Below are 18,038 nucleotides of genomic sequence, written 5' to 3' on the forward strand. Positions count from 1 at the left end.
GTCCTGTGAGGTTTGCGGAGGAGGTGACGCCGGGACGGGAAGAACGATGGGTGGACGGGCTGAATGTCTTCCATAACCCCCGCGCGCTGCAGCCACTCCCGTTCGGCGCTCTCCCAGGTACCTGGATGCCGGCGAACTCAGCATGCGCTATCCCCGCGGCCATCTCTTCTCGAGCCGTACCGGCGTCATCAATCACCGCGATAGCGGGAAGCCTGAACGGGGGCGGGACTGATTGTCTTGTCCCGCGCCAGCCTCGATTGAGTCGGCTCGCACCGATCGATTCGCAGTGGCGAATAGCAGCTAACCGATAATGGCGTCATGCAGCACGATCCGCGCCAGCTCGTCCTCGCCGCCGGGCAGGACCCAATAGTGCAGCCGGCGCGCCGAGGGCGTGTTGCGCTCGATGGCGCAGCGCATGGCGTGGGCGCCGTCGTCGCGAACGACGTACGGTGAGCCGCCCGCATCCGACGTGCGGAGGCGGTGGACCTCGCGACCGTCCAGCCGCTCCGCGCGGCCGGTGAGCACGTCGACGACGGCCTTCATCGCCTTTGCGAACTTGTCGGCGTCGAGGGATTCCAGGGAGGCAGCGAAGTCCGCGCCGACGACATACGTCGGGAGCGGGTAGGCGACTTTGTCGCAGGCCGGGATGCGCTCGACCCACGCACAGCAGATCTCGTGCCGCACCCACGCCTCGGCGTCGATGAAGTCCGCACGACCGGCGAGCGCCGGCCGGCCCGAACCGTCCACCGCAGCCGACCCGCGCCGCGCGTACTCGCGGAGGCGGCGGGCAGCATCCGCCCGGTCGCCGCGCAGCCTGCCGAGCTCGGCGCGGAGCTCGGCGTTCTCCGCGAGCAGTTCGCGCGCGCGGCGGCGGTCCAGCTCAGACCCTGTGCGGAGCCGCGACAGCGCCGAGTCGGAGACGCCCGCGTCGGCGAGGCGCTGCTCGGCGGCGAGGCGGCGGGCCCGCTCCGCCTCGAGTTCGAGCTGCGTCGCCTGCAGCGCCGAGCGCGCCGACGGGCCGGGAACGGCGGCTGGCGCCGGCCCGAGCAGACGCGCCGCGACAGACGCGGGCGTCGTCGAGTCAGACGCGGACGCGGCATCCGGAACCGAGGCAGACACGACCCGGCGCGGCCCCGGCCCTGGCAGCGGCCGGGGTGCCGCGACGGCGGGCGCGCCGGCTGCCGCACCATCGGGTTCGGGCGGTGCAGTGGCATCCGTCGACTCCACCGGCTGGGCAGCCAGCGGCGACGTTGTCGACTCCGCCGCCGGGCGCTGCGCGTCGAGCGCCTCGAGCTGCGCCTCGACCGCCTGCGAGTCATCCGACGAGCCGGTCGGCAGCGGACGATCCTCCCGCAGCCACGGTGTGCCGCCGGCGATGAGCGTGAGCGGCGGCACGATCGGTTCGTCGTCGTCCACGTCGGAGAGGCGCAGGTGCAGCGCCCCGGTCGACAGGTGCACGACCCGCGCCGCGACGACCTCGCCCTCGCTGAGCAGCAGGTCGACGCGGTCGAGCGGATTCGGCGATACATCCGTGCCGTGCACCCTGCTGCGATGCGACGGATGCAACGCCAGCTCGGCCTCGTCGCCGTCGACCGCGGTCACCAGGGCGAGCGTGACCGACGCGTGCGGGAACGCGTCGGCGAGGTCGGCATCGGATGCCGCGAGCTCGTCGACGACCAGGCGGTTCGTGTCCTCGTCGAGCGTGCCCGACACGCGGCATCCCTCGGCGAGGAGCCACTCGAGCGGCGTCGGGGGAGCCGTGAGCTCGGCCCAGATCGTCGACATGCCGCCGTCGTCGTGCACGACGAGCGCGCGCGAACCGCCCGCGATGAAGCCGCGCATCTCGCCCGTGACCCGGCGGGTGCGGGCCGGCGTGTGCGCGAACAGCCCGGCCGCGTGGGCGTGGGCGACCGCGTCGGAGACGAGCTGATCGAGCGCCCGTCCCGGAGCGCCGCGGCCAGGGAAGCGCAGCGGCGACCGCCGCCAGTCGGGATCGGCGGCGAGGCCCACCGGGTACGAACGGCCCGCACCTCCGTACACCTGCAGCATGTCGGGCAGCAGGTCGTCGAGGTGCATGCTCAGCTCGCCCGTCGGCAGCACGGCCACGTCGGCGACGTCGCCGACCTCGTCGAGCAGGCGCTGCGGATCGAGGGGCACGGATGCCGCGACATCCGTGCCGTTCGAACCGTGCGTGGTGGTCACCAGCACGAGCGGGCGTGTGCGCGTCGGGTCGAGAATGCGGGCGGCGAGGCGCTCGGTCTCGGCGAGCGTGGTGATGCGCTCGGCGGTGCGCGGGCGTGTTGTCGAGGTGGGGCTCGTCATCGTTCATCCCTCCGGCCAGGGGATCGTGGGTTCACGGTATCGGCGACCGCCGTCGGTGGCGGTTCTCTGCTGCGCGCGTTCAGTTCTCGGTCAGAGTCAGCGGATTGAGGTGTACGCACCACGTATGTACACTGTCCAAAGGTGGTGAGAGAGATGTCGATTGAGGAACCAGGCCGTAGCGCGCGCCTCAACATGCGGATTTCCCCAGAGGCGCTGGAACTCATTCGGTCTGCTGCAGCGCGCCAACAGCAGGATGTGACGTCGTTCGTGCTGGGAACTGCGATGGAACGCGCCCGCGCCATCCTTCTTGAAGATCAGGTGCTACGACTGAGCCCGCACGCGGTGCTGCAACTCGAGCGTGCACTCGAGGCCGACGCTGACGTGGTGCCACAGCTTGCCGACTTGATTCGTGCGACGCGTAATGGCGCGGAACAGCGTGCGGAGCCGCTGAACACCTGAGATAGAGGCCTCTTCGCTCGGTCGCCAAGGGATGACCCGAGCTCGGGGTCGTCGCGCTCAGCGTAGGGAGTGGGGTCGGCTGCAAGTCCGGTCAAGAGTGTGAAAGGGTCGACCGCGCAGTACGCGGCCGACCCGTACTCGTTACAGCGACGCGAACGCCTCGAAGGTCACGCCTTCGGGCAGGTTCTCGACGTTCCAGAATGAGGACTCGAACTGCGCGGTGCCGCCCGCGGGCAGGCGATCGATGAACGCGAAATCGCTGCCGACGATCGTGCCCGCGGCATCCCGAGCGATCACCGCGACGGTGACCAGCTCCTGGTCTTCATCGAACGTCGACGTGACCTTGCCGGTGACGTCGAGCCACCCGTACTCCTGGGCCGTCGCGATGTCGGACACGCTGAACGAGCCGGTCTCGGCGGCGGGCGACGACGTCGCTGCGGCGCTCGTCGGACCGCGCACGTCGAGCTTGGCGATGGTGCCGGATCCGACCGAGAAGAAGTCCCCGACGACCACCGTGCGACCCTGCAGGATCGTCGTGTACTCGCTGCCCGAATCGAGGATGACGCCGTTCGCGTCGACCGCCTCGATGGTGATGCCGGCCGACGGGAAGACGTGGTCGGGGTTCGGGTTGTCGAGCACCACCGCGTACCACCACATGTCGGAGTCGAGGTCCTTGCCGAAGGCGGTCTCGACGACGCTGAGTTCCTGCACCGAGGGCTTGGCGGGTTCAGGCGCGGGCGCGGCATCCGCTTCGGGCTCGTCGCCTTCCTCACGGTCTGCGGGTGCCGCGGCCGCCGGCTGGGGTGCGGCGGAGGATGCATCGCCGGCGCGGTTCGCGGCGTTCACGCCGTTGATGACGAGCGAGACCACGAGCACGACGCCGGTGACGATCCATGCCATGGTGCGGTACTTCGCGTAGCCCTCGAGCGGGCGGCCGAGCTTGTCGCGCTGGGCGCCGGCGAGCACGAGGATGAGGTCGACGAGCGCCCACACGCCGAGGCCGCCGAGGGTAAAGAGCTTGCCGAGCGCGGTGCCGATCTTGCCGAGGTAGAACCGGTCGACGCCGAGGATTCCGAGGAAGAGGGCGAAGAGCCAGGTGGCGATGAAGGACTTCGGGGCGGCGGGGTCGGCCGTCGCGTACGGGTCGGGCGCCGGGGTCGGCGCGGGCATCGGTGCGCTCAGAGGCGCAGTAGCGCTCGTGGGCGCAGGCGCAGGGGCAGGCGCAGGCGTGCCCGCCGGAGCGTCGGCTCCGGTGCGTGCGTTCGTCGTGGGGTCGCTCATGGTCGTTCTCTTTCGCTGTGAGGTCGGGTGCGTCTACAGAGCGCATCGCCGTCGGGTCGACAGCTGACCGACGTTACTCAGGTGGACCGACGCGGCATGCCCGATGCGGCGGGTCGAGGCATCCGAATGGGCAAAGAAACCGACTCTGATCAGCGGATGTCGCGGCATCCGCCCCACAACGGGGCACAACGCTCGGCGGCAGGTCCGGGAGTGGATGACGCTCCTCTTGGTTGCACGCCCCACAGATCGCGGAATAGGGTGATCACAAATGACCGAACAAATTCTCCGTAGATGACCGAATCGACAGCTCTCAAACGGACGAACGGAAGAAGGATGGAACCTGAGTATCGCCCGAGGGTCGTCGACGCGCAGGTCGACCGAATGCTCAGTGCGATCGGCGGAATCCTGCTGGAAGGTCCTCGGGCATGTGGGAAGACGGCGACCGGCGGTGCCCACGCCCAGTCAGAAGTGCGCCTCGACGTCGATGACGACGCGCTCCAACTCGCTCGGATCGACCCGAACCTTGTTCTCGCCGGTGCGACCCCTCGCCTCATCGACGAGTGGCAGCTCGAGCCGAGGGTCTGGAATCACGTGCGGCGTGCCATCGATGATCGCCGTGCGCCGGGCCAGTTCATCCTTGCGGGATCCGCGGTGCCGGCCGACGACGTCACCCGGCATTCCGGCGCCGGCCGTATCAGCCGCATTCGCATGCGACCGATGTCGTTGTTCGAATCCGGCCACTCGAACGGCCGAGTATCGCTGGCGGCCATCGCCGAGGGTCGCGCGATCGGCGCCGCCCAGTCATCGCTCACGCTGAGAGAGGTCGCAGAGCGACTCTGCGTGGGCGGTTGGCCGGGCCTGCAGCGGATGTCGGCTGCCGATGCCCAGCAGGTGCTCGGCTCGTACCTGGACGACGTGGCCAGAGTCGACCTCGCCCGACTCGATGGAACGCGCCGACACGATCCTGCGCGGGTGCGACGACTCCTGGTATCACTCGCGAGGAACACGGCCACAGAGGCATCCGTAGCTTCGATCGCCCGCGACACCGGCGGCGAGGGTGCCGCCATCGACTCCGACACGGTGAGCGAATACCTCACTGCGCTCGAACGGCTCATGATCATCGAAGACCAGCCGAGCTGGGCGCCTCATCTTCGGTCGCGCGATGTTGTGCGCAAGGCCGCCAAACGACACTTCACCGATCCGTCGCTCGCCGCGGCCGCGCTCAACGCCTCACCCGCACGCCTGCTGAGCGACCCGAACACGCTCCGCCTCCTCTTCGAGTCGCTCGTCGTGCGCGATCTCCGGGTCTACGCGCAGTCGTTCGGTGCTCAGATACGCCACTATCGCGACAGCGCCGGACGCGAGGTCGACGCCATCATCGAGATGCCCGACGGTGCATGGACCGCGGTCGAGGTGAAGCTCGGCACGAGCCAGGTCGATGACGCGGTCGCGTCGCTCGACGCGTTCGTGCAACGAATCGACACGGCGCAGAGCGGTGCGCCACGGGCGCGCATGGTGATGACCGTCGGCGGGTACGCGTACACGCGCGACGACGGCGTGCTCGTGGTCCCGATCGGCGCCCTGGGGCCTTGAGCACTGACTGCGCACGCCCAGCTGTTCGCGATGGCCGCCCCAGAACGGGCGGTCGGCGTTAGCCTTGGCGGGTGACGACGCCCTTCGACGACCCTGAATTCCGTGCCCAGCTGGCGAAGATGGGGGTCGTGCACACGCCGGGCCTGGCCGATCGGATGCTCGGTGAACTCGCGCCGCTCCTGAACGCGGAGGGCATCGATCTCGACGATCTCGAAGGCACCGACCTCGAAGACCTCAACGCGGCGCTCGCGAGGGCGACGGAGCGGCACAACCTCGCCCTGTTCACCCCGGTGGGGATGCACCGGGCCGGGGCGCTCGCGGTGCTCGCCCAATTCACCGAGGCGATCGCCGAAGGCGACGACGAACGAGCGCGCGCCGTGCTCGCGGCCATCGGACCCGAGCCCGCAGATGACGCCCCGGCGGTCTCGCAGGTCATCGGTGCGAGCCTCGGGCTGCTCGACGCCCGTCATGCCGATCCGGCGCTCCGCGCGGCGTTGGCCGGCACACGCGTTCCGAAGTGGGGTGGGCGACCTTCGAAGGCGGCAGCCGTCGACATCCTCGCGCTGGCAGCCAAGGGTCGGGCGTTCGATGCGCTCGACAGCCTCCACCGTCGGCACCGCGGGCTCGCCGTCTTCGAGGGGGGCGCGCTCGTCGTCGCCGCCTCGCTGATCGCGCAGGCTGCGGCCGAGGAAGTCGGGGTGAGCGAGGTCGCAGGGCGAGTGCTCATCGGCGAGGCGGCGCCGCCGTCGCGGAAGGCGGCGGCACCCCGTGCGTTTGCGAAGCCATCGGGCAACCGCGCTCATCGCCGAAGCCTGCCGAACGACCGCCGAACCCTTCGCGAATTCGGCGCATGGCTCGAACGACAGTCCTCGATCGGCGCGCCGACCGTCGCCGACGAGACGAGGATGCTCGAAGCGCTGCTGGTGCTCGCGCGCAACGCGGGGCTCGATGCCAATGACCCCGACGACATCGACCCGCTCATCGACGTGCTCTTCGAGGACGATGACCCTGAGGCATCCGACGCGCTCGAGAACGCGCTCGACACGCTTCACGACTACGTGCACTTCCGCCTCGAGACGTCTCGTGACGCCGACGGGTGGGAAGATGCCCACGAGGTCGTCGAAGATGCGATCGCCGAGATGCTCCCCGGATCGGACGTGATCGCCGACGCCATCGACAGCGCCGAGCAGATCGACCCCGCGGAGCGGCGCGCAGCCCTCGCCGAGACCCGCATCGTCGCCGCCGTGCGCGACCTGCTGGCGTGGATCGGGACGGGGCGGCCAGTGTCACCGTCGGGAGGCGTACGTCGCGCAGACATCGAACGGGTCGCGGCGATGATCGGCGTCTCGGCCGTCGGCGTCGCCACGCGCTCGTCAGAGGAGCGCGGGTTCCTTCCGCTCAGCGACGTCGACCTGGACGCCCCGCTGCCCGAGCCGGCGACCACCCGCGCCCGCTCGATGTACGAGGTCCCGATGTTGAGCGCCTGGTGGGAGGCGCTGGCGACCGCAGAGCTGATCACCCGAAGTGCGACCCGCGTGCGACCGGGCCCGGCTGCCGGGGAATGGCTCGCCCACCCGTTGCCGCCGCTGGAGTCGGCCGACATGGTGGTCGGGGTGTTCGTGGCCGAGGTGCTCACCGAGCAGAGCGCAGGCGCGATCCCCATGTTCGAATCCGCCGTCGCCGCCGAGTCGATCCGGAGGCTGCTGGCCGCCCTTTCACCCGAGAGCGTCGACGACGACGACACGGAATCCAGCGAGCTCGCGCGCATGCTGACGCCGCGTGCACTGCAGCGACTGAAGCGCCTCGAAGATGCGGGCCTACTGGAAGCCGACGCCGAGGGCGAGCTCGTGGTTCCTGTCGCGCTTCGCGGGGCGGTTGCGCGGGGCGTCATCCTGACGATGGCGATACTGTACGCGGAGGACACGGAGGAGTGAGCGCGTCCCGACCAGGCTTTCACGTGGAGGGCGGCGAAACTCTCACGTGAGCAGCGACCAAACTTTCACGCGGGGCGCAGCCTCGATCGCGCCGCCACGCGGCAGGCCGCCGAGTTCGATCCGACCTCGTTCGTGAGGGCGGACGAACTGCTCATCATCGATGAGGTGCAGCGAGTTCCCGAACTCCTGCTCGCCATCAAGGAGGTCGTCGACGCCGACCCGCGGCCGGGCCGGTTCCTGCTCACGGGGTCGGCGCGTGTTCTCGGCCTTCGCGGAGTGCCAGACGCGCTACCCGGGCGGATGGAGACCATCGAACTCTGGCCGCTCTCGCAGGGGGAGATCGAGGGCCGACCCGACGGCTTCATCGATGCCGTGTTCGAACTCGGGTCCGAACTGAGGCACCAGAGCGACGAACTTCGATCCGGGTACATCGACCGTATCGTGCGGGGCGGATTCCCCGAAGCCGTCGCGCGCGAGGGGCGCCGCCGCGAAGCGTTCTTCGACAACTACGTCGCCGACATCGTGAATCGCGACGTCATGCAGCTGTCGGAGATCGAACGCGGACACGAGATGCGTGCACTCATCCGCCTGCTCGCGGCTCGCTCAGGGCAACTGCTGGTGCCGGGTGCGTTGGCGGGTCGGCTCGGGCTGCCGCAGACGACCGTCAGCCGGTATCTCGGGCTGCTCGAGGAGGTCTTCCTGATCAAGCGGATCCCCGCCTGGTCGCGCAACCTGAGCGGTCGCGCGGTGTCGACCGCGAAAGTGGCCATGGTGGACTCGGGGATCGCCGCCAACCTCATCGGTCAGGATGCCGCGAGCCTCCGACGGTTCGACAGCCCCCTGGGAGGGTTGCTCGAAGCGTTCGTCGCCATGGAGATAGCGCGGCAGCTCACGTGGTCGCGGACCCGCGCCGAGTTGTCGCACTACCGTACGAAGGATCAGGTCGAAGTCGACATCGTGCTCGAGGACCGGCGTGGGCGCGTCGTCGCGATCGACGTGAAGGCGTCGGCCACCGTGCGACCCGACGACTTCAAGGGCATCAACCACCTCGCCGCGCGGCTCGGCGAGGACCTGATCGTCGGCATCGTGCTCTACGCGGGCACCGAGACCCTCCCCTTCGGTGAGAAGAACCGCGCACTGCCCATCAGCGCACTGTGGGAGCTCGGGTCGTAGGGCCGCCTTCGACCGTCGAGCGCGTCAGGTGAGCGTGGGACATCCGGATGTCGGTGGGTCTGCCTACCGTCGGAATCTTCGGCTACGACCGGAGTCCCGCAAGGAGCACCGTCATGGGCTCGGACTCACCCCTCAGCGCTCGCATGGAAGCGCACCTTCGTGCGGCCGGCGTTCCGGATGCGCGGGTCGACCGGCCGCAGTTCTTCGCCGACGTGCAGGCGCTCGAACTGCGGCTCGCCATCATCGACGACCGGTTCGAGCGGCTCGCCGCCCGGTCCGACGACGCCTACCGGGCATGGCGCCGCGACACGGTGACGCGGCTGCGCTCGCTCGCGGATCGCGCCGGTGCGCTCGAGGCGGCCGGCGCGCTCGATCCGCATCGCCGCCGCCACGTCGCCGCCATCCTCACGCTGCTGCGGCAGCGCATCGTGCAGCTCGACGAGCGGCATGCGCGGTACCGCGATCGGCGGGGGCGGGGGCGGGCGCGGGATGGTCCGCGGCACGGTGTCGCGTATAGCCAGTCGTGATCGCCGGCACTTGCGATCGGAGACGATCGGAGTAGTGTCGGTGGTGTCAGACATACTCGAACAGTGGATGAACCGCTGAGAGTCGCGAGATCGGCTCGGAAACACCGGATCGGAGTAGAGCACATGCTGGCGGCGCTCGCGAATGAGACCGTTCGTGCGGAGAGCGGCGATGCGGTGCGGATCATCGGCACCGACGACCGGGGCATTGAACTCGAGCTCGTGCTGGTGCCCGACGACCGCCGAGACGGCTGGACGATCATCCACGCGATGCCGACGAGTTACAGGAGGAACCGATGAACACCAGAGAGCGTCGTCGCTTCGAACTGTCGGCGAGCCCCGAGGTCGAGTTCGTCGAGACCGAAGAGGTGATCTACCGCGGCGTACCACTCACCGATGAGCGCGTGGAGCAGATCGTTGAAGACGTGCGTCGAGCGAATCTCATCCCCGGCGGGAAGTCGCTGAATCGCGATGGGTCGCACTCACGTCGTCTGTCGCTTCGCGTGCAAGACGAGTTGTTCCAGGCGCTCGAGCATGCCGCCGACGAATCGCACGTCAGCGTGTCGAAGTTCACCCGGGCGGTGCTCGAGGAGTGGGCGGAGCGGCGCCGAGCAGCCTCGCGTTGAGTCCCAGGTTGGTTCCGCCGGCCATCCGTTATATCGACGATGTTCGGGAAACTAACGCGCTGGATGGGACTACTCAGACACTGATCGTTTCCGATGGCTTCTGTATCTGATCGGATACACTAGATTCCATGGCAGGCGCACGAAATCAGGGCGAATCCCCCGACGTCGCCCACGTCCACCCCGACCTGGCGGTCGTGCTCGAGTCGGCTGCGCGGCTGCAGGAGCTCGTGCCCGACGCCGTGCTCGTCGGCGGATCGGCGGCGGCACTGTACGCCCGCCATCGCGCGTCATACGACCACGACCACGTGGTCGCCGACCTGCGCGACCGATTCGACGTGATCCTCGACGCGCTCGAGCGCGAAGGCGACTTCGTGACGAACCGGCTGGTGGCCGGCAAGATCATCCTCGGTGAGCTGGGCGGGATCGAGACGGGCATCCGCCAGCTCATCCGCACCCGCCCGCTCGAGACCCAGCCGTACGACCTGCCGTCGGGGAGGCAGATCACCGTGCCCACGCTCGCGGAGACGCTGCGCGTCAAGGCGTTCCTCATCGTGCGGCGCAACCAGACGCGCGACTATCTGGATGTCGCTGCTCTCGCCGCGCGCTACGGCATCGACGACGCGGCCGACGTGCTCGCTCGCATCGACGACTATTACGCCGATGACACGAAGCCCGCCGGCGAACGTCCCGTGCGCGACCAGCTCGTGCGCCAGCTCGCCGAGCCCGACCCTCGCGACGCCCGTACGACGCGGCAGCTTGCCGGATACAAGGGGCTGAAGCCGCGGTGGCACGACTGGAATGACGTGATCGTGGCGTGCCAGGCGCTCGCGGCCGAGATCACGGCGCGGTCCGGCGGACAGATGAAGGGAGCGCCGGATGACCCTGCGGTTCCGTAATCTCGAGGTGACCCCCGACGACCCCGTCGACCGATGGGGAGTGGAGGGGATCCTCGCCGCGATCGATCGAGGCGGGGCGGATGACTGGCGCAAGATCATCGTGGCCATCGAGGCGGCACCGCATGGCCCGGTCGCGGCCGACCTCGAAGAGGCGCTCGAACTCGCCGAGTCACGTGGTGCTGCTGCGCTCCTGCGCGGCGCGCTCGAGCGTGAGCGACTGACGCCGGAAGAGCGGGTCGCCGGTCGGCTGCGCCGCCTCGCGTTCGAGACCGACCTGAGCCAGGGCGACCTCGCCGCCCGCATCGGCACGAGTCGTACGCGGCTCAACTCGTACTTGACGGGGGCGGTCATGCCATCGGCCGCGCTGCTCGAGCGGGTCGCCGAGGTCGCTCGCACCCGCCGCAACGAGTTGGTCTGACGTCGGCTGGGCGTGCGGCCACAGGCCCGCGTCACGTCGATGTCATCCCCGGCGGATACCATAGCCGCACTCACCTCCTCACGACCTCCGATCGGCATGTCCTCCGTCACCTCCACCAGCCTCGCGCTCAGCCGCCTGCTCGACGACGACGCGAGCTGGCGGCTGCTCCGCGCCGACAACGCACCGGTCATCGCGGCGCTCCTCTCGGAGCACCTCGGCGGCGAGCCGCAGCGTCTGCCCGCCGACGAGCTGTTCGAGGTGCTCGACCACGATCTCGAGCGGCTCCGCGAGGCGGGTTTCGAGCTCAGGCGCAACGCCCAGGGGTACTGCGCCGAGTGGCGCGAGGCGGGCTTCCTCGTGCGCCGCCCCTCCGAGGAGGCACGCGGCGAGACGTACGAGCTCTCGCCCGGGGCGCTGCAGGCGATCCGCTACCTCGAGCAGCTCGCCACACCCCGCCAGACCGCCACCGAGTCGCGACTGGCGAGCATCGCGGCTCAGCTCGGCCGGCTCGCTGTCGATACCGACCCCGACGCGACCCGCCGGCTCGCGCAGTTGCACGCCGAGCGCGACCGCATCGATCAGGCGATCGAACGCATCCACGCCGGCGAACTCGAGACGCTCGACCCGTCGCGGGCACTCGAACGCATCCGCGACATCCTCGCGCAGGCCGAGGAGATCCCGGCCGACTTCGCGCGCGTGCGCGCCGAGTTCGAAGAGCTCAACCGGTCGGTGCGCGCCGGCATCGTCGAATCGGATGCCACGCAGCGCGCCGTGCTCGACGACATCTTCCGCGGAGTCGACCACATCGCCGAATCCGAGGCCGGGCGCAGCTTCGCGGGCTTCTCGGCGCTCGTGCTCGACGCCGAGCTCGGCGCCGCCTTCGACGAGCACATGACGCAGGTGCTCGAGCGTGAGTTCGCCGACTCCCTCACGCCGTCGCAGCGCCGCTTCCTGCGTCGCTACGTGCGCGTGCTGAAGGAGCGCAGCGGCGAGATCCAAGACGTCATCACGACCTTCGCCCGCGGACTTCGGCGGTACGTGCAGTCGCAGGACTTCCAGCGTGACCGGGTGCTGCAGCGCCTGCTTCGCGAAGCCCTCGGCGCCGGCCTCGCGGCATCCGCTCGCACGAAGCCCTACCGGGTGACCGGGCTCGAACTCAGCCTCTCGACGGTGAGCATGTCGAGCGCCGGCGCCCTGCGCCTGCACGATCCCGCCGAGCTCGACGCGAGCGCGCCCGTCGAGGTGCGCGAGACCGCGACCGCCGACCTCGCGGCGCTGCGGGCCCTCGCCCGCGAGACCGAGATCGACTTCGACGAGCTCACCGGGCACGTCAACGCCGTGCTCGGCGAACTCGACACGTGCACCGTCGGCGAGGTGCTGGCGAGGCATCCGGCCAGTCAGGGCGTCGCGAGCGTCGTCGGACTCATCGCGCTCGCCGCAGCCAACGGCGTCGTCACAGACGACACCGAGCCGGTGCGCTGGCAGGGGCGCGACGGCCGAGCGCGGGCGGCGACCATCCCCGTCCACCGATTCACCGGGAGGGTGCTGTGAACGTCACGATCGGTCCGGCCGACGGCGCGAGCGACGAGCGAGCGGATGTCGCAGCCGGCCTCTGGAACGGCGATACGGGCGTGCTGGGCATGGACTCGCGCCGCGCCCTGCTCGACCTCATCAAGGGCCCCTATCTCTCGGGGCGGGCCAACCCCGGGCTCTGGGCGGCGCTGCTCGCCGACGAGACCGCGATCCGGTCGCGGCTGCACGAGCTCTTCCTCGATCTCGTCGTCGACCGGGTCGGCGAGTTCGCGTTCGTTCGCAACGTCGACGCCGGCGAGGTCACGACCCCGCGCACGGTGCGCACGGAGTCGCTCACCTTCCTCGACACCGCGATGCTGCTCGTGCTCCGCCAGATGCTGCTCGCCCGCGAGGGTGAGGGGCGGGTCATCGTCGGACAAGACGAGGTGTTCGAACAACTGCGTCCATACCGTCCCGCCGACCACGACGAGAAGCTGTTCGGGTCGCGGCTGAACTCGTCGTGGATGAACATGAAGAACAAGCTCAGGGTCATCCACCAGGCCGGTGCCGCCGACGGCGGCGAGCGCGCCGAGATCTCACCCGTGCTGCGGCTCATCGTCGACGCCGAGCAGGTGCGGCAGATCGAGGCCGAGTACCGGCGCATCGCCGGACGCGACGCGGCCGGCGGGGCCGCCGAAGCCGACCCCGACCTCGAGGAGCTGAGCGCATGACCCTGCTCGACCTGCCCGACGCCGTCGGCGAGCACGAGGCGGCCGACGCGTCGGGTCATCCCGGACAATGGCGGCTCGCGCGCATCGAGGTCGTGAACTGGGGCACCTTCGACGGTCACTACCGCATCGACGTCGCCCGCGCGGGACACCTCTTCACCGGGGCATCCGGCTCAGGCAAGTCATCGCTGCTCGACGCGATCGCGAGCGTGCTCACGCCCGACAAGTGGCTCCGGTTCAACGCCGCCGCGCAGGACTCGGCGTCGCGCAACGACGATCGGAGCCTCGTCAGCTACGTGCGCGGGGCGTGGAGCAACGAGGCCGACGCGAACTACGATCGCGCCGTCTCCGCGTACCTCCGGCGCACGGCGACCTGGAGCGGCGTACTGCTGCGGTACGAGAACCTCCGCGACGCACCGGTGACGCTCGTGCGCCTGTTCCACCTGCGCGGCGTCTCGGCCGACAAGTCCGACCTCCGCGACCTGTGCCTCATCGAACGCGGTGACGTGGGGCTGCTCGACTTCCGGGAGTTCGTGCTCGGCGGCATCGAGGCGCGGCGCATCAAGGCCGCCTGGCCCGATGCCACGGTCACCACCAACGGCAGCCACGGCGGGTTCTACGCGCGCATGCGGCGCATCTTCGGCATCGAGCACCAGAACGCGCTCCACCTGCTGCACAAGACCCAGTCGGCCAAGAACCTCGGCAGCCTCGACCAGCTGTTCCGCACCTTCATGCTCGACGAGCCGCCGACGTTCGCGCGGGCGAAGAGCGCCGTCGAGCAGTTCGGCGAACTCGACCAGGCGCACCGGCACGTCGTGGACCTGCGCAGGCAGGCCGAGGAACTCGGCGTCATCGATCAGGCGATCACCGACTACGAGACGGCGACGGATGCCGCGGCCGAAGCCGAACGCCTGGGCGCGCTCATCGACCCGTTCCAGGAGCGGCTCACGCTCCAGCTCGCCGAGGACGAGCGCGCGCAGCTCCGCGCCGACGAAGCCCGAGCGAACGACCGCGTGCGACGGGCCGCCGAGGCGGCCGAGGACGCCGAGGAGCGGCGCGCCGCCGCCGAGCGCCGCACCCTCGAACTCGGCGGCGCCGATGCCGAGCACGAGCAGCAGCTCCTGCAGGTCGCCGAGCGCGACGCCGACGAGACCGAGCGGCGGTGGCAGCGGTTCGCCGATTCGCTGCGCGCCGTCGGCATCGACCGGGCGCCCGCCGACTCGGCCGAGTTCGCCGAGCTCCGCGAGACGGCCGCGCGCGAGCTGGACTCGCCGCCACCGGCCGCTGCCGCGAGCGACGACCACCGCGAGTACTTCGAAGCGCGCCACGAGCTCGCGGCGATCGACCGCGAGCTCGACGAGCTGAAGCATCGCAGGAGCAACCTGCCGCCCGCGCTCCTCGTCGCCCGACGCGAACTGGCCGACGAGCTCGGCCTCGCCGAGCAGGCGCTGCCGTTCGCCGGCGAGCTCATCGAAGTGCTGCCCGAGTTCGCCGACTGGACGGGCGCCATCGAACGCGTGCTCTACCCGATCGCGAGCGCGCTGCTCGTGCGCGACGACCTGCTCGCCGAGGTGCGCCGCCGGGTGGAGGGTCGGCACCTCGGCGCACGTCTCGTGTTCGAAGCCGTGCCGCTGACGCCGCCGCCCGTGCGGCCAGCGCGAGACGACCGATCGCTGCTACGCCGCATCCGCGTCGCATCCGGTCCGTTCGAGGAGTGGCTCCAGGCCAGGCTGTCGACCGAGTTCGACGTCGCGTGCGTCGATCACCCCGACGATCTCGACGACGTCGAACGCGGCGTCACGATCGGCGGACAGATCAAGAAGTCCGCGCGCCGGTACGAGAAGAACGACCGATTCCGCGTCGACGACCGCCGCACCTGGATCCTGGGCGCCGACAACGACGCGAAGGTCGCGCTGCTCCTCGAGCGTCGGCGCGACGCGGAGCGCCGGCTCGCGGCATCCGATGCCCGCGTTCGCGAGGCGCAGGAGGCGCGCGACGCGACCATGCGTCGCCGGGGCGTGTTCGAGGGGGTGCTGCGCGAGGACTGGGGGCAGCTCGACCGAACGGCTGCGCACGAGCGGGTCGACGCGCGTCGCAGCCGACTCCGCGAGCTCACCGACGGCAACACCGAGCTGGGCGATGCACTCGCCGCCCGCGACGCCGCGATCGACGGCGTGCGGACCGCGCACGCGCGCCTCACCGACGAGCGGGTCGCGCTGACGGCGATCACCGAGCGCCTCGGCGGCATCGAGGCGCAGATCTCCCGGCTCGCCGACCGGGTGGCTGCGGTCGCGCTCGACGAGGCGGATGTCGCGAACCTCGATGCCCGGTATCGCGCGGTGCAGCGCAGCCTCACCCGCGACAATGTCGAAACGGTGGGTCGTCGTGCGAGCGCGGTGCTGCACGCCGAACTCGACGCCGCCCGCCGACGCCAGTCGGGGGCCGAGACACGGTTCGTCGCTGCGGCGAGCACCTTCGCCACCAACTGGCCCGCGGCGAGCGCCGACCTCACCGCGCAGATCGGCGACCGGCGGGCCTACCGCGAGCTGCTCGCCGGCATCGTCGCGCGCGGGCTGCCCGAACACGAGCGCAACTTCCTGAAGCTCCTTCGCGAGAAGTCGCGAGACCAGATCGGCCTCCTGGCATCCGACCTGCGCAACGCGCCGAAGGAGGTGACCGAGCGCATCGCGCCCGTGAATGCGTCGCTCGGCACGTCGCCGTTCGACCACGACCGGTTCCTGCGCATCGACGTGAAGGTGCAGCGCGGCGGCGAGGTGCAGGACTTCATGACCGACCTGCAGACCATCGTGCAGGGCAACTGGGAGGACGAAGGCCTCGAGTCCGCCGAGCGGCGGTTCGCGGTGCTCGCCCGCGTGATGCACCGGCTCGGCTCGAACGAGCACGTGGACGTCGTCTGGCGGCGACGCTGCCTCGACACGCGCGAGCACGTCACGTTCCTCGCGAAGGAGATCGACCGCGCCGGCCGCGTCGTGAACCTGCACGAGTCGAGCGCGGGGCTGTCGGGTGGGCAGCGCCAGAAGCTCGTCGTCTTCTGCCTCGCGGCCGCGTTGCGGTACCAGCTCACCGTCGATGAGGATTCCGTGCCGTCGTACGCGACGATCATCCTCGACGAGGCGTTCGACAAGGCCGACAGCCGCTACACCCGCATGGCGATGGACGTGTTCGTCGAGTTCGGGTTCCACATGCTGCTCGCGACCCCGCAGAAGCTGCTGCAGACTATCGAGCCGTACGTCGGGGCGGTGACGACGATCGACAACCCGACCCGCAAGCTGTCGCTCGTCGCGAACCTGACCTTCGACGACCCCGCCTGATGGCCGCGTCGATGGTGTCAGTGGCCGAGGCGCGCGCACGCGCAGCCCGCACGGTCGAGCGTTCGCTGCGTGACTGGGCGGCGGGCATCGACGTGGATGCCGGCATGGAGCTTCCGTTGCATCCGCCCACCGAGAAGGCCGCCCTCGCGGACCTGCCGCGGGCGATGGCGTGGGCGAGCGAGTGGCGCGCGGTCGACGAGCGCGGCAGCCGCGGGCAGGACGCGGTCGCGGTCGTCTGGGGCGAGCGCCGCTGGCCGAGCGCGGGGACGCAACGCGTGCCCGAGCGATGCGTGCTGAGGGATTCCGACGCGATCGCCGCATTCGCAGGTGCGGCGCACCGACGCACCTGGCAGCGGCTTCGAGCACGGGCCGACGAGTTGCGGGGTCGACTGGGGTCGTCCGATGCGCTCGGCTCGCCGGGCTCGCTCGCCTCTGCCATCCGCCCGCACGCCCGCACCATCGAGGCGTACGGCGACGACGAGTTCACGACGCTGCTCGACGTCGTCGATTGGCTCATCGCACATCCCGCGTCGGGTCGGCGCATCCGCCAGCTTCCCATCCGCGGGATCGACACGAAGTGGCTCGAAGCGCACCGCGGCGTCGTCGAAGCGTTCGTCGCCGCCGTCACCGGCGCGCACTCGCTCGGCCTCCTCGAGAGCCAGTCGCTCGTGCGCGTGCGGTTCCTCGACCCGGCGCTGCGCCCGGGCGGGCTGCTCGACGTCGCCGCGCCCGTCGACCAGCTCGCCGCGCTGCAGGCGGCGCCGTCGACGGTGTTCGTCTTCGAGAACCTCGAGACCATGTTGTCGATGCCCGAGATGGCCGGCGCCGTGGTCGTGCACGGCTCGGGCTATGCGGTCACCCGGCTCGGCGGCATCCCGTGGATCCGTGACGGCCGCATCGTCTACTGGGGCGACCTCGACTCCGACGGCTTCCGCATCCTCGACCTGCTGCGCGCCGCATGCGGCGACGTCACGAGCATCCTCATGGACGAGGGCACGCTCCTGGAGTTCGCCGACCTCTGGGTGCGCGAGACCAGGCAGGTGCCCGGGGAGTTCGGCCTGCTCAGCACCGAGGAGCGGCGGGCGCTGGCTCGCATCCGTGCCGAGGGTGGCGTGCGGCTCGAGCAGGAGCGGATCCCGTGGGCGCGAGCGTTCGCTGCGCTCGAGGGAGCGTTGCACGACGCCTGAGCGTCGCTGATTGCTGGAGGCGTGGATCGCGTTGTGCTCGGTGCTCGGTTGGT

Annotated in this window: 15 protein-coding genes and 2 pseudogenes; 15 read left to right on the forward strand and 2 right to left on the reverse strand. The window is 70.2% G+C overall.

Going from position 1 to position 18,038, the window contains the following annotated elements; translation table 11 throughout:
• Positions 1–300: 300 nt before the first annotated feature.
• Positions 301–2,322 carry a hypothetical protein gene (locus tag EZM51_RS17625; RefSeq protein ID WP_136709623.1) on the reverse strand — a complete coding sequence of 674 codons (2,022 nt, stop codon included), beginning with the start codon at positions 2,320–2,322 and terminating at the stop codon, positions 301–303.
• A gap of 141 nt (positions 2,323–2,463) precedes the next feature.
• Here EZM51_RS17625 and EZM51_RS17630 point away from each other — a divergent pair, with 141 nt between their 5' ends.
• Positions 2,464–2,781 carry a DUF1778 domain-containing protein gene (locus EZM51_RS17630; RefSeq protein ID WP_136709624.1) on the forward strand — a complete coding sequence of 106 codons (318 nt, stop codon included), beginning with the start codon at positions 2,464–2,466 and terminating at the stop codon, positions 2,779–2,781.
• Positions 2,782–2,922: 141 nt separating this feature from the next.
• Here EZM51_RS17630 and EZM51_RS20675 read toward each other — a convergent pair whose 3' ends face one another.
• On the reverse strand, positions 2,923–3,951 hold the full coding sequence (locus tag EZM51_RS20675) for an NINE protein (protein WP_211195970.1): 1,029 nt from the start codon (positions 3,949–3,951) through the stop codon (positions 2,923–2,925).
• Positions 3,952–4,443: 492 nt separating this feature from the next.
• On the opposite strand from EZM51_RS20675, the pseudogene EZM51_RS21165 reads away from it, so the two are divergent.
• From EZM51_RS21165 to EZM51_RS17695, 14 genes and pseudogenes are all read left to right on the forward strand, one after another.
• Positions 4,444–4,734: pseudogene (locus tag EZM51_RS21165) on the forward strand (AAA family ATPase); the annotation flags it as partial.
• Between the two features lie 45 nt (positions 4,735–4,779).
• Positions 4,780–5,655, forward strand: a complete 876-nt coding sequence (locus tag EZM51_RS17640) for a DUF4143 domain-containing protein (protein ID WP_248305729.1) — start codon at positions 4,780–4,782, stop codon at positions 5,653–5,655.
• A 71-nt stretch (positions 5,656–5,726) separates the two neighbouring features.
• A complete protein-coding gene (locus EZM51_RS17645; protein ID WP_136709626.1) occupies positions 5,727–7,589 on the forward strand; it encodes a hypothetical protein in 1,863 nt (620 codons plus the stop codon).
• Positions 7,590–7,682: 93 nt separating this feature from the next.
• Positions 7,683–7,919, forward strand: a pseudogene (locus EZM51_RS21320) (AAA family ATPase); the annotation flags it as partial.
• Positions 7,920–7,961: 42 nt separating this feature from the next.
• Positions 7,962–8,762 carry a DUF4143 domain-containing protein gene (locus EZM51_RS17650; RefSeq protein WP_349236075.1) on the forward strand — a complete coding sequence of 267 codons (801 nt, stop codon included), beginning with the start codon at positions 7,962–7,964 and terminating at the stop codon, positions 8,760–8,762.
• Between the two features lie 113 nt (positions 8,763–8,875).
• Complete coding sequence (locus tag EZM51_RS17655; protein WP_136709628.1) at positions 8,876–9,289, forward strand: hypothetical protein; 414 nt, start codon at positions 8,876–8,878, stop codon at positions 9,287–9,289.
• Positions 9,290–9,352: 63 nt separating this feature from the next.
• Positions 9,353–9,586 carry a hypothetical protein gene (locus EZM51_RS17660; RefSeq protein ID WP_136709629.1) on the forward strand — a complete coding sequence of 78 codons (234 nt, stop codon included), beginning with the start codon at positions 9,353–9,355 and terminating at the stop codon, positions 9,584–9,586.
• A complete protein-coding gene (locus EZM51_RS17665; RefSeq protein ID WP_136709630.1) occupies positions 9,583–9,912 on the forward strand; it encodes a ribbon-helix-helix protein, CopG family in 330 nt (109 codons plus the stop codon). Before EZM51_RS17660 ends, EZM51_RS17665 begins: the two co-directional genes overlap by 4 nt.
• 128 nt (positions 9,913–10,040) lie before the next feature.
• A complete protein-coding gene (locus EZM51_RS17670; protein ID WP_136709631.1) occupies positions 10,041–10,808 on the forward strand; it encodes a hypothetical protein in 768 nt (255 codons plus the stop codon).
• Positions 10,789–11,226, forward strand: coding sequence for a helix-turn-helix transcriptional regulator (locus tag EZM51_RS17675; RefSeq protein ID WP_136709632.1), 438 nt, complete (start codon positions 10,789–10,791; stop codon positions 11,224–11,226). The genes EZM51_RS17670 and EZM51_RS17675 overlap by 20 nt, the downstream gene beginning before the upstream one ends.
• 96 nt (positions 11,227–11,322) lie before the next feature.
• Positions 11,323–12,777, forward strand: a complete 1,455-nt coding sequence (locus EZM51_RS17680) for a DUF3375 domain-containing protein (RefSeq protein WP_136709633.1) — start codon at positions 11,323–11,325, stop codon at positions 12,775–12,777.
• Complete coding sequence (locus EZM51_RS17685; RefSeq protein ID WP_248305724.1) at positions 12,774–13,469, forward strand: DUF4194 domain-containing protein; 696 nt, start codon at positions 12,774–12,776, stop codon at positions 13,467–13,469. Before EZM51_RS17680 ends, EZM51_RS17685 begins: the two co-directional genes overlap by 4 nt.
• Complete coding sequence (locus EZM51_RS17690; RefSeq protein ID WP_136709634.1) at positions 13,466–16,798, forward strand: SbcC/MukB-like Walker B domain-containing protein; 3,333 nt, start codon at positions 13,466–13,468, stop codon at positions 16,796–16,798. Before EZM51_RS17685 ends, EZM51_RS17690 begins: the two co-directional genes overlap by 4 nt.
• Complete coding sequence (locus EZM51_RS17695; protein ID WP_136709635.1) at positions 16,798–17,985, forward strand: Wadjet anti-phage system protein JetD domain-containing protein; 1,188 nt, start codon at positions 16,798–16,800, stop codon at positions 17,983–17,985. Before EZM51_RS17690 ends, EZM51_RS17695 begins: the two co-directional genes overlap by 1 nt.
• The last annotated feature ends 53 nt before the right edge of the window (positions 17,986–18,038 follow it).

Origin of the sequence: Agromyces sp. H66, assembly GCF_004959775.1 — a bacterium.
GTDB lineage: Bacteria > Actinomycetota > Actinomycetes > Actinomycetales > Microbacteriaceae > Agromyces.